This window comes from Blastopirellula retiformator, assembly GCF_007859755.1.
GTDB lineage: Bacteria > Planctomycetota > Planctomycetia > Pirellulales > Pirellulaceae > Blastopirellula > Blastopirellula retiformator.
In genome coordinates, this window is sequence record NZ_SJPF01000005.1 from 82,767 (window position 1) to 94,866 (window position 12,100).

7 protein-coding genes are annotated in these 12,100 nt (G+C 59.8%); 2 read left to right on the plus strand and 5 right to left on the minus strand.

Annotated features, from left to right (window positions below):
- Nucleotides 1–69: 69 nt before the first annotated feature.
- The 5 genes from Enr8_RS20420 to Enr8_RS20440 all read right to left on the minus strand — a co-directional run bounded on the left by Enr8_RS20420 (nucleotide 70) and on the right by Enr8_RS20440 (nucleotide 7,237).
- Nucleotides 70–813, minus strand: a complete 744-nt coding sequence (locus Enr8_RS20420) for a hypothetical protein (protein ID WP_146435228.1) — start codon at nucleotides 811–813, stop codon at nucleotides 70–72.
- A 138-nt stretch (nucleotides 814–951) separates the two neighbouring features.
- Nucleotides 952–2,076 (minus strand): hypothetical protein, encoded by a 1,125-nt coding sequence (locus tag Enr8_RS20425; RefSeq protein WP_146435232.1) that lies wholly within the window; start codon nucleotides 2,074–2,076, stop codon nucleotides 952–954.
- Between the two features lie 162 nt (nucleotides 2,077–2,238).
- Entirely contained in the window at nucleotides 2,239–3,420 is a 1,182-nt protein-coding gene (tuf, locus tag Enr8_RS20430; protein WP_146435235.1) for an elongation factor Tu, read from the minus strand.
- Nucleotides 3,421–3,753: 333 nt separating this feature from the next.
- Nucleotides 3,754–4,431 carry a YqjF family protein gene (locus tag Enr8_RS20435; protein ID WP_246120180.1) on the minus strand — a complete coding sequence of 226 codons (678 nt, stop codon included), beginning with the start codon at nucleotides 4,429–4,431 and terminating at the stop codon, nucleotides 3,754–3,756.
- A gap of 100 nt (nucleotides 4,432–4,531) precedes the next feature.
- On the minus strand, nucleotides 4,532–7,237 hold the full coding sequence (locus tag Enr8_RS20440) for an HAD-IC family P-type ATPase (RefSeq protein ID WP_146435243.1): 2,706 nt from the start codon (nucleotides 7,235–7,237) through the stop codon (nucleotides 4,532–4,534).
- A 296-nt stretch (nucleotides 7,238–7,533) separates the two neighbouring features.
- Between Enr8_RS20440 and Enr8_RS20445 the strand changes: the two genes are divergently transcribed.
- The gene (locus tag Enr8_RS20445; RefSeq protein WP_186767765.1) at nucleotides 7,534–8,769 is read left to right on the plus strand and encodes an efflux RND transporter periplasmic adaptor subunit; all 1,236 of its coding nucleotides are present in this window, start codon (nucleotides 7,534–7,536) and stop codon (nucleotides 8,767–8,769) included.
- Between the two features lie 24 nt (nucleotides 8,770–8,793).
- The gene (locus tag Enr8_RS20450; protein WP_146435248.1) at nucleotides 8,794–12,093 is read left to right on the plus strand and encodes an efflux RND transporter permease subunit; all 3,300 of its coding nucleotides are present in this window, start codon (nucleotides 8,794–8,796) and stop codon (nucleotides 12,091–12,093) included.
- The last annotated feature ends 7 nt before the right edge of the window (nucleotides 12,094–12,100 follow it).

The window sequence follows — 12,100 nt, forward strand, 5'->3', positions numbered from 1 at the left end:
AGGCGTGAAGAAAAGGCGTCCGTTCGCCGCTAGCGGAACGGACGCGGAGTCTTACAGATACCGTCAATTCTACTTGACCAACGTCAGTGACGTCACCTTTCCGTTCGTCTTCAGTTCTTTACCAAACTCGATGTCGACTTTGACTTTGACGTTGGGATAGCCGGCGATTACCACGCCCGGCGGCGACGAATAACCGGCGCCAGGGTTAGTGATCTTCAATCCTGTGACCTGGCCATTATTGACGATTGCGGTCGCGGCGGCCGGCACGTGCGTCCACAGTTGGCCACTTTCGGGGCGATAGCGATAGTAGTTGGAGACCTCGTCGAGTCGATCGTTGGTAACGCCATGCGGCGCCAGCGCCGTCATCAAGACTTGCTTGTTGCGGCGAGCCTCTTCGCCGGTGGGACCTCGCCCGCGAGCGGGACGGACGCCGCTGAAGGCGTCGCGGAAGACATCGGAAGTGACGCCCAGTCCGGCCGCCACCAGTACGACGGGGCGACCGCCATCGCGGGGATCGGTTTCGTACCCGCCTTGGAAGACGACGGTCCCCTTTGCTAGTTTCGTCAGATCGACCTGCGGTTGTTTTGGCGCATCACCGGCGCGGGGCGGTCGCCGACCTTGGCGGCCGCGTTCATCGCCAGGACGGGGAGGACCAGGGGGGCGGCCATCTTCTCGCATCAGCGGATCTCCGTTCTGGGGGCAGTTTTGTCCTGGGCCGCCAGCCCCTTTTTTACAGTCGCCCGGCGGAGGCGCCAGGGCGAGCGTCGCGGCGGCGGTCGACAGGACGGCGAAAATGGCGAAGAACTTCATCATTACGTGCTCCTCTCGGTTGGGATTGTGTATCAACAACGCATGTTGCGATAGGTCGAATTATCCAAACCGAACCTGAACAGAACGTGAATAGCCGCCAGTTTTTCGCCGGAGTCGCCAAAATAGAAGAACGGCGAGAACCTACGGCTGCTCAACCAACTTGCCGTTGACGATGGTATTGCCCTGATATTTGACGTCGGCGCCGATCGTGTTCAGGTTAACGTCGTCCAGCTTGCAGTCTTTCAAGAGCAGCACGCCGCCATTGACGCGAATTGGGGCAGGCCGCTTCGGAAGTTCGCCAATGATCGAAACGCGGTCGAGCACCAAGTCGAAGGATTGCTCTTTGGTGCGAGGCCCGGCCTGGAGCGCCGCGGCGGTCGTCGTGTTTTGAATCTGGCAATCGATCAGCTGATGCGCCTTGCCGATCAGCAGCACGTCGACGTTGACGTTGCCGTAGAATTCGCAATTGCGATAGATGGTCTCGGTCGAATTGACGTCGGCGATGCCGTTCTCATTGCCATAGAATTTGCCGCCGTCGATCTCGCACTGGGCCGATTCATGGGCGGAGAAGCCTTCGTCGAAACAGTCGTAGCCGTGGATGTTATCAAACTTCAGTTCACGGCAGTCGCCATGCACATTGAACCCGTCATTCAGAAAGTTGCGGGTGTTCAAGTTGCGGACGACCAGTCGCTCGCAAACGCCGCCAGCGGCGATGCCATTGACGCGGGTCGACCACTGCAGGTTCTTGGTCGACCCGCAAACGTAGAGCCAGCCCTGCTTGTCGTCGATGTTTTCAAAGCAAAACTCGCCTGGCTTTAGGTCCGTCGCTGCAGGAAAGTCGGGCGAATTGTCGCTCTGCGTCCGCCCCATCCGCTGCATCACGCCGTCAATAATCAGCAGATGACGGTCCAAGGGAGTTCGCTTCATTTTCCGGCGGTAGAGCTTTTCCCCAACCTTCTTCCAACCATCTTCCGGCAGCGGATCGGAGCCATCGAGCGTGACCCCGTGTCCTTCAATCGTGATCCCCTTGCGTCGGCCAAACGAGCCTGATTGGCGATAAAGGGCGCCTCGGGGATGGAGGTGAATGACGTCTCCTTCCTGGGCCGCCTTGATCGCCATTTGCAACGTCTGGAAGGGTTCGTCCAGATTGCCGGAGTTGGCGTCGCTGCCGGTTTGGGCGTTGACGTGCAGCTCTTTGGAGAGGAGCGTGCTGGGGAGCAGGAGAAGAGTAATCGCGACCGCGAATGCTTGAATTGCGTTGTTCATACGACGGGAAAGGGGGAGGAAGGAAATAGAGGCGGGAATTACTGAATCATACTTTGCAATGGTTTCCAAATCCATCTCATGGACGGTCACTGTGATTCGGGATAATGGAGAAAAAACGCCTGCGAGGCGACCAGCGCAACTCGCAGGCGTTGAGGTTTTTCGCTAGGTCGCTACCTTCGTAACGACGCCGGAACCGACGGTCTTGCCTCCTTCGCGGATGGCGAAGCGGTCCCCCAGGCTGACGGCGATCGGATGCTGCAAGTCGACTTGCAGCTGCACGCCGTCTCCGGGCATCGCCATCGTCGCGTCGCCGACGACTTGCGTCTTGCCGGTGACGTTGGCGGTGCGGAAGAAGAATTGCGGCGTGTAGCCGTTGAAGAACGGCGTGTGCCGGCCACCTTCCTTCTTCGTCAGTACGTAGACCTCGGCCTCGAATTGACGACGCAGCGTCACCGAGCTGCGGGCGGCGATCACCTGGCCTTTGTGCACGTCCGCCATTCGCGCCTTGCGGAGCAAACAGCCGACATTGTCGCCTGCCTGACCGCTTTCGAGCACTTCGGCGAACGACTCGACCTGGGTGACGATGTCGCTGACGGTCTGATCGCGCAGACCGACAATCTCGATCGCATCGCCCGAGCGCACTGTTCCTTGCTCGATCTTGCCGGTGACGACCGTTCCGCGACCCGCGATCGAAAACACGTTCTCGATCGGCATCAGGAACGGCTTGTCGATTTCGCGGACCGGGTCCGGAATCGACGTGTCGAGGGCCGTGAGCAAGTCATGGATGCACTGGCTGGCCTGCGGATCTGACGGGGACTCTTCCGCCAGTTTCGCCGAACCCCGAATCACCTGGATCTCGGCGCCGGGGAAGCCGTACTGCGTCAGTAGCTCACGAACTTCCAGCTCGACCAACGTCAACAGCTCGGCGTCTTCGACCAGGTCGCACTTATTCATAAAGACGACCAGGTGCGGAACGCCGATCTGCCGCGCCAGCAGCAAGTGCTCGCGGGTTTGCGACATCGGCCCGTCCACCGCCGAGACCAAGAGCACCGCGCCGTCCATTTGGGCCGCGCCGGTGATCATGTTCTTGATGTAGTCGACGTGGCCGGGACAGTCGATGTGGGCGTAGACGCGCGTCTCGGTTTCGTACCGAACGTGCGAAGCGAGAATCGTGACCGTCTTCCCCTTGTCGCGGACGATGCCGCCGCGGGCGATGTCCTGGTACGACTTCACTTTCGCCAGCCCTTTCGCCGCTTGCACGCGCAACAGCGCTGCGGTTAGGGTCGTCTTGCCGTGGTCGATGTGACCGATGGTTCCGACGTTAACGTTACGTTTGGCGACCATAGCTCAAAACCTCCTATGGTTAGGAACAACATGCCGGCTGACCAACGACGAAGGTGAGCAGCCTCCGCCGTCTTTTTGTGCCCGTGCATCGCCAGAGCAGCCGACATGGAAAAAAGTTCAACGCGTATTCACGAAAAAAGCCCGCCGAGTCAAAAGAACCAGGCGGGCTTGGGAGTCTTGTTGATGGTTACAACGACATACCGTCACCGCCTCATCCGTCGTCGGATGACTGCTGAGAGTCGGACTGGTCGTCGTAATAGCGATTCATGAGAATTCTCCTTCTGAGGGAGAAGGAGAGAAAAAGACGAATTGGGTTCGCGCCGATCGAGCGATTTAGTCGCAACGCGTCGCCATCCAAGCTCTTACGGAGATCGGCTGTGCACATAGCAAATGCGGGTCGCCGATTAGGTCGAGCCCCAGCGGCTGGCACATCGTATTGATCCGACGCGTCCAGGCGGCCGGCGACAATAGCCATGGTTCGTGGTCAATTTCGCCCCGATAGATGCCGCCTCGGCGGTCGCTGCAATAAAGACAATAGCGGGCGGTCAACCAATGCTCGAGCGTGCCTGGCTTCGCGCGTAGCGGCTCGCCGATTGCTTGGTAGCTGGCGTCAAAGTCGGCCGACGGTTCGCCCAGGTGCGTCCGGCGGCTGCGGTAATGGACCTGGCCGTCGTCGCGTGGGGAAAGCGACATGGTGGCGTCCATGTAGGGAAGATGAAACGTCGCCCGGGCGGCGCGGACGGCCAAGCGACTGGCGGCGTCGAGCGAAAAGAACCAGACGCCTGGTTTGTCGTCGAGCGTTACATAGGTTCGCACGTTCAGCTCCGGAAAGCGACTCAACCGTCCCCACGCAGGCGAGCATCGAGGCGCGACGTCCGACATATAGAACGGAACGACGCCGATCCATGCCTTCCCTTGGTAGGTGTCGAGCGTCAGTCCGTGGGGAATCAAAGAGGCCAATTGCTGTGCATCAACTGGCCAATGCGCGAACAATAGCTCCGACCAGGTCATTCGCATGATCCAAGGGCGTTTGGGTAAGTCCCAAGTACGGTCGGTTGGCCTCGTTGGCGAGTTCAAGTCGCTCATGTCCGGTACTGGAATGGTCGATGGTTCACGAGGGCTTACGATTCGTCCGCAGCTTGTCGAGTTCGGCCAGCGTAAACAACAGCAAGCCGGCCGCGACCGCCAACGCCCAGGGACGCCAACTGGTCGGGGCGGTCCCGAATATCTGATTCAAAAGGGGGAGATATGTTAACAGCAACTGCAGTCCGATCATCGCCGCGATGCCGATCAGGACCAGCGGGTTGGTAAAGAAGCCGATTTTGAATAACGAGACTCGCACCGATCGGCAGGTCAACAAATAGGCGGCCTGCCCGATCACGATGACGTTGACCGACGCCGTGCGAGCCGAGTCCAGGTCGACGCCAAGCGATTTTTTGAACGCAAATACCGCATAAGTGGCGAAGACCAACAGGCCGCCGGCCCAGAGTGTGCGGATGATCAACTCTAGCGAAAGGATCGCTTCGTTCGGATCGCGCGGAGTCCGAGACATGATGCCGGGCTCTTTCGGCTCGAATGCGAGCGTAGCGCCCAGCAGAATTGCCGTCGACATGTTGATCCACAAAATCTGTAACGGGGTAATAGGAAGCTGCAATCCAAGAAAGGCGGCGACCAAGATGATGCCTGCTTCACCCAAGTTGGTCGGCAGCGTCCAAGCGATGAACTTGGTGAGGTTGTCGTAAATTCCCCGTCCTTCTTCGACGGCGGCCTCGATCGACGCGAAATTGTCGTCGGTCAAAATCATGTCGGCCGCTTCCTTGGTCACTTCAGTCCCGGTGATTCCCATGGCGACGCCGATGTTCGCCTGGCGAAGCGCCGGCGCGTCGTTGACCCCGTCGCCAGTCATCGCCACGATATTGCCGCAAGCTTGTAATGCCTCGACAAGTCGCAGTTTTTGGGCCGGAGAGACCCGGGCGAACACGGCGATCTCTTCAACCGACTCGATCAGCTCGCGGTCGGTCAAGTTTTCCAGTTGGACGCCGGTGATGCCGAATAACTCTTCGCCCCCTTCATCAAATCGCCCCTGCAGACCAAGCTGGGCGGCGATTGCAGTCGCGGTGCCGACATGGTCGCCGGTGATCATTTTTACGCGGATACCGGCGCCTTGGCACGCTGCGACCGCTTGGATCGCCTCGGGACGGGGCGGGTCGATCATGCCCTGCAATCCCAACAATTCGAGCCCGTCGCTAAGATCGGCATGTTCTAGCGAGGTCTGTTCCGGAGAGACGATCTTTTTGGCGAACGCGAGCACTCGCAACCCTTGCGACGCCATCGCTTCGACCTGGGCATGGACGTTGGCTGCGACAAGAGAACCGCCGCCTGACCATTGCCGACACATCGGCAGAAGTCGCTCGACCGAACCTTTGACGTACACCACCGATTCGGCGCGGGGCGACTGGTGCAGAGTCGCCATGTACTGGTATTGCGACTCGAAAGGAATCGTATCGACGCGGGGGAACTCCGCTTCGACGGCATCACGTATTAGACCGAGCTTGGCGGCCGATACCAGCAGCGCCGCCTCGGTCGGATCCCCCTCCACCTTCCAGCCGCCATCGTCGCCGGCCGATAGTCGGGTGTCGTTGCAAAGGGCGCCGGCTCGCAGCAGTTCCGATAGACGGGAATCTTGGGATGGGGCCTCATCTGGGCGATCCGCGCACGAGATCGTACCGGCCGGCTCGTATCCCGCGCCATCGACATGGAACTGAGTGTCCCCCGTGGTGACCTGTCGAACGGTCATCTGGTTTTGCGTCAGCGTGCCGGTCTTGTCGGAGCAGATGACCGATGTGCTGCCGAGCGTTTCGACCGCCGGCAACTTGCGTACAATCGCTCGGCGGCTGGCGAGTCGCGAAACTCCCAACGCCAGCGTCGCCGTGACGACCGCCGGCAACCCTTCCGGAATCGCGCCGACCGCCAATGCGACCGCAGCTAATAAGACTTCGACCGCTGGTGCGCCGCGCAGCAAGATCGCCGCCGCGACCATACCGGCAAGCAGCAGAATGACCTTCAGCAGCATATGGCTCAGTTCATTGATCCGGCGCACCAACGGCGTTTCCAGGACATCGGCCGACGCGATCAGTTTGTTGATGTGCCCGATCTCGGTGTGATCGCCGGTCGCGACGACGATACCGATACCGGTTCCGTACGTCACCAAGGTCGACGAATAGGCGATGTTGAGACGCTCGGCCAGCGGGGTCGGCTCAGGCAATTCGGCGACCGACTTCTCCACCGGTACCGATTCGCCGGTAAGAGCTGACTCGTCGATTTGCAGGTCGCGGATTTTGAGTAAACGAATGTCGCTCGGAACGCGATCGCCCGACTGCAGTTTGACGCAGTCGCCGGGGACGAGTTCGACGGCTGGAATGGTGGCGGTTTGGCCGCCGCGGATCACCGTCGCTTCGCTGCTGAGCGCCTTGCTCAACGCATTAATCGCTTGCAGCGCCTTCGCCTCTTGCACGAAACCGATGATCGAGTTGACCAGCACCACCGCAAAAATTACCGCCGCATCGGCCCATTCGTGCAACACGATCGTCAGCGCCGTCGCCGCCAAAAGGATATAGACGAGCGGCTGTTGAAACTGGCGGATGAAGATTTGCAGTTTTGTTTCGGCCTTCGCCTGGGTCAGCGAGTTCGAACCAAATCGGTTTCGCCGCCGCGGAATCTCCAGTAGAGGGAGACCCTCTTCAACGCTGGTTTCCAGTCGAGAGGTAATTTCTTTGGAATCGAAATGATGCCAAAATTCGGTCTCTGGACGGCTCATGACGGTCTGCGATCTAGGTGACGCTTGCAAACGGCGGCGGAGACTCCTGGGCGCCGAACGTACGATCTAACGTTCTTTGTAACCAAATCAATGCTGCGTTGCGAACGCAACTGGGGTGCTGCATGATTTGACACTCCCAGCGAGGCCAGCTATGATTCGGGCCGACAATGGATGGGGAAAATCTTCGGTGCAGCGTCTCTCGAGCCAGCTTTTGATCCCCATTCAAACTGCCTCGCTCGCTTCGACTTAAAACCATGCTTCTAGAGGGGCCCGTTCTTAATAACGGGAGCGGAATCTTGTCTCGTTTTTGCCACTCACGCTTGCAAGTCTCGATGGCGATGCTGGTAGGTTTCGGCCTGGTCGCTGGTTGTCGTCCCGCCAATCAATATCACGCGCCGCCTCCGCCAGAGGTTAGCGTCGCGCTTCCGCTGGTGCGCGACGTCACGGTTTATCAGGAGGAAACCGGAACGACCGAAGCGGTCGAGCGGGCCGAGGTGCATGCTCGGGTCAGCGGCACGCTGGAGGAAATCGCCTTTCAGCCGAACGACGACGTAAAGCAGGGGGATGTCTTATTCAAGATCGAGCCGGAGGAGTTCCTCGCCAAGCGAGATCTCGCCCAGGCGGAACTGCGATTGGCGGAAGTAGCCAAAGAGCGGGCGGTGAACGACCTGGAGCGGCAGAAGGAAGTCTATAAGAAAGGCGCCGTCTCCGAGATGGAGATGGTTCGCCTGAAGGCGGAGGTCGACGGATCGGGCGCGCAGATTGATGCGGCGAAGGCGCAGCTTGATCAAGCGCAACTCGATGTTGACTATACGACGGTCAAGGCGCCGATCGATGGGCGCATCGGTAAGTCGCTGGTGAAAGTCGGCAATCTGGTTTCGGCCCAGCCGGCCACGCAGTTGACGACGATCGTTTCCAATGACGCGGTCTACGCCAACTTCACGATCAGCGAGCGGGCCTATCTTTCTTTCGTCGATGATCATGATCCGAAGGAGGGGAACGGCCGCGACATTCCGTTCTTCCTCGCCCGAGCGACGGACGCAGGTTTTCCGTATCAAGGCAAGCTGAACTTTACCGACCTGACGGTGGAGGAGGGGACCGGCACCTTTGCGGTTCGCGCGATCTTTCCGAATACCGACGGGCGGCTGGCGCCGGGATTGTTCGTACGGATTCGCTTTCCAGTCAAGTCAAGGCCCGACTCGCTGCTTGTGCCGCAGCGGGCGACCGCCGTCGACCAGGCCGGCAGCTACGTTTTGGTCGTCAATGCCGAGGACAAGGTCGAGCGCCGCGATATCGTTGTAGGATCCAAGTTTGGACCGATGGTCGTGATCACGCCGGCGCCAAACGCCGAGACGCCGATTTCGGCTGAGGATCGGGTCGTTGTCGATGGCGTACAACGCAGTCGCCCCGGCGCGACTGTCAAGCCAGTGATGACCGAGCTGAGCGTCGACGAGTCGCTGCTGAACCCGGAAAAAGGGGAGGACAAGCAGCCGCCCGCCGACGATGCGGCCAACGCCGAGAACATGCAATAGCTTCCTCTCCGACAGGCGCAACTGATGTCACGCTTTTTTATCTATCGGCCCATCTTCGCGACGGTTATCTCGATCGTGATCATCATCGCCGGCGTTGTCGCCCAGTCGACGCTGCCAGTCGCCAAGTTTCCGCAGATCACGCCGCCGACGGTGCAGGTAACGGCGAACTTCCCCGGCGCCAATCCCGGCGTCGTCTCAGAGACGGTCGCGTCGCCGATCGAGCAAGAGGTCAACGGCGTCGAAAACATGATCTACATGTCGTCGACCTGCACCGACAATGGCGCCTACACGCTGAATGTGACGTTCGAGACCGGCACCGATATGGATATGGCGACCGTTCTGGTGCAAAACCGGGTCGCGATCGCCCAGCCGCGGCTGCCAGAAGAAGTGGGTCGCCAGGGAGTGACGACCAAGAAGCAATCGACGCAGATCGTGCAGTTCATCACGTTGACGTCGACTGATCCGCGGCATGATAGTCTGTTTCTCAGCAACTACGCGACGATCAACTTGCGTGATCAACTCGGTCGCGTCCCCGGCGTCGGCGCGCTGTCGATCTTCGGCGCCGATGACTACAGCATGCGGATTTGGCTTGAGCCAGCGAAGCTGAAGGCCCGCAATTTGACGCCGCAAGATGTGATCGCCGCGGTTCAAGAGCAAAACGTTCAGGTGGCGGCTGGTCGTATCGGAGAACCGCCGACGCCGGACGACACAGCGTTTCAGTACGTGGTAAATACCAAAGGGCGTCTGACGCATCCGGAAGAGTTTGAAGAATTGATCCTGAAGACGAGCGGCGACGGCGCGTTGACCCGGTTGCGAGACGTGGCGACCGTCGAGTTGGGAGCCCGAACCTATGACTATACCGCCACCACCAATGGCGAGCCTTGCGCCGCGATTGCGATCTATCAACTGCCAACCGCCAACGCGCTCAATCTGGCGAGTTCGATTCGCCGCGAGATGGATCGTATGAGCGAGCGGTTTCCGGCCGGCGTCAGCTATGAGATTCCGTTCGATACGACGCGGTTTGTCGAGGCCTCGATCGCCGAAGTGTATGAAACCTTGTTCGTCGCGATCGCTTTGGTTGTGCTCGTGATCTTCATCTTCCTGCAAGATTGGCGGGCGACGATCGTCCCCTCGGCCGCGATTCCGGTTGCGTTGATCGGAACATTTGCGGTGATGGCGGCGCTCGGTTTTTCGGTCAACATGCTAACGCTATTCGGCATTGTGCTGGCGATTGGGATTGTGGTCGACGACGCGATCGTCGTGGTCGAGAACGCCTATCGCCATCTCGACGCGGGGCTGGGACCAAAGGAAGCGGCTGTCAAAGCGATGGAGGAAATTACCGGCCCGGTGATCGCCACGACGCTGGTATTGCTCGCGGTGTTCGTCCCAACGGCGTTCATGGGTGGCATCGTCGGTCAGCTTTACCAGCAGTTTGCACTCACCATCTCGGCGGCGGTGATCATTAGTACGATCAACGCGCTGACGCTCAGTCCCGCGTTGTGCGGCTTGTTCTTGCGTCCGGCGAAAGAGTCGTTTGACAATAACGCGTTTCTCCCTGGTCCCCTAGTTGGCGTGGTGGCGGGGGGAATCGCCTGGTGGCTGACGCGGTCGACGCTTGGTTGGCAGGCGGCCGCGGTGATTTCGGTCGTCGCGATCGTCGTCGGCTGGGCGCTGGCGTCAATCGTCAATCGCGCCCTGAAGGTCGGCTTCATCGGTTTCAATCGCGGTTTTGACGCCGCGACCAGCGGCTATTCGACGGTCATCCGATGGGGCGTGCACAACGTCACGCTGACCATGATCCTCTTCGTCGTGTTGTTGGTCGTCACGGGCTGGGGATTTGGACAAGTCCCCACAGGCTTTCTACCGACCGAAGACCAAGGGTATGCGTTCGCCAACATTCAATTGCCCGACGCAGCTTCGCTGGGCCGGACGCGCCAAGTGATGGAGCAGGTCGACGAGATCTTGGCGGAGACCGACGGCGTCGCCGACTGGGTTTCGATCAGCGGCTATTCAATCCTCAGTGGAACGGTTGGCGCCAACAATGGGTTCGTTTCGATTGTGTTCGAACCATGGGAAGATCGGACGAGCAGCAACCTCAGCCAAGACGCGATCATGAGCCACATTCGGCAAGAGCTGGCCAAAGTTCAGCAAGCCGAGTGCATCGCCTTCGTACCACCGCCGATCGATGGTCTGGGCAACGCCAGCGGGTTTCAGATGCAATTGCAGGATGTCGGCGGACTAGGGCTGTTGAACATGCAGTCGCTGGTGGAAGAAATTGTCGCCGACGGAAACTCCCAATCGGGGCTGACCGGGATGAACTCGACGTTTCGCGCTTCGGTGCCGCAGCTGTACGCCGACATCGATCGCACCAAGGCGAAGAAGCTGGGCGTATCGCTCGATTCGTTGTTCGGTACGCTGCAGGCTTACATGGGTTCCGCCTATATCAATGACTTCAACCAGTTTGGGCGAACCTGGCAAGTGCGGGCCCAGGCCGAGCCGGACGCTCGGGTAACGCCAGAGGACTTGCTGCGAATCGACGTCCGCAATGCCGATGGCGAGATGGTCCCGGCCGATACCTTGGTCGAGCTGTCGACCATTGTCGGCCCCCAGGTGATCCAGCGGTATAACCTTTATCCCAGCGCCCAAATCAACGGCACGCCCGCGCCAGGGTTCAGTTCTGGCGAAGCGCTGGAACTGCTCGAGCAAATGGCGGCCGAAAAGCTTCCGTCCTCGGTTTCCTTTGAGTGGACTGGGATGTCGTACCAGGAGAAGTTGCTCAGCGAGGCGGAGTCTCCCCTGCAGTCGCCGGCCTTTATCTTGGGCCTTTCGGTGGTGCTCGTCTTCTTGGTGTTGGCGGCCCAGTACGAAAGTTGGACCAGTCCGATGGCGGTGATCGCGGTTGTGCCCCTGGCGGCCTTAGGCGTCGTCATATTGCTTTCGCTCCGCGGCGCCGACATCAACGTTTACACGCAGATCGGGCTGGTGCTGCTGGTCGCCTTGGCCAGTAAGAACGCGATTCTGATCGTTGAGTTCGCCGCCGAACAGCGTCGCGACGGCATGTCGATCGCCGACGCCGCAGCAAAAGCGGCCTCGCTCCGTTTTCGTGCGATTCTGATGACGGCTTTCTCGTCGGTGCTCGGATTTCTCCCCCTCTTGATCGCCCAAGGCGCCGGCGCCGCTAGTCGCCAAGCGGTCGGCAACGCAGTGGTCGGCGGTATGATCGCCGCCACCCTCTTCGCCCTACTGTTCGTACCATCGTTCTTTGTGGTGTTCCGGTCGCTGGGGGAACTTGGTCAGAAACCGGCTAAGGAAGCTGGCGAGTAGGCCCGCG

Coding starts and splice junctions, on each gene's coding strand:
- Enr8_RS20425 (WP_146435232.1), bottom strand. CDS start 2,076: ATGAACAACGCAATTCAAGCATTCGCGGTCGCGATTACTCTTCTCCTG.
- Enr8_RS20435 (WP_246120180.1), bottom strand. CDS start 4,431: ATGACCTGGTCGGAGCTATTGTTCGCGCATTGGCCAGTTGATGCACAG.
- Enr8_RS20450 (WP_146435248.1), top strand. CDS start 8,794: ATGTCACGCTTTTTTATCTATCGGCCCATCTTCGCGACGGTTATCTCG.
- tuf (WP_146435235.1), bottom strand. CDS start 3,420: ATGGTCGCCAAACGTAACGTTAACGTCGGAACCATCGGTCACATCGAC.
- Enr8_RS20420 (WP_146435228.1), bottom strand. CDS start 813: ATGATGAAGTTCTTCGCCATTTTCGCCGTCCTGTCGACCGCCGCCGCG.
- Enr8_RS20440 (WP_146435243.1), bottom strand. CDS start 7,237: ATGAGCCGTCCAGAGACCGAATTTTGGCATCATTTCGATTCCAAAGAA.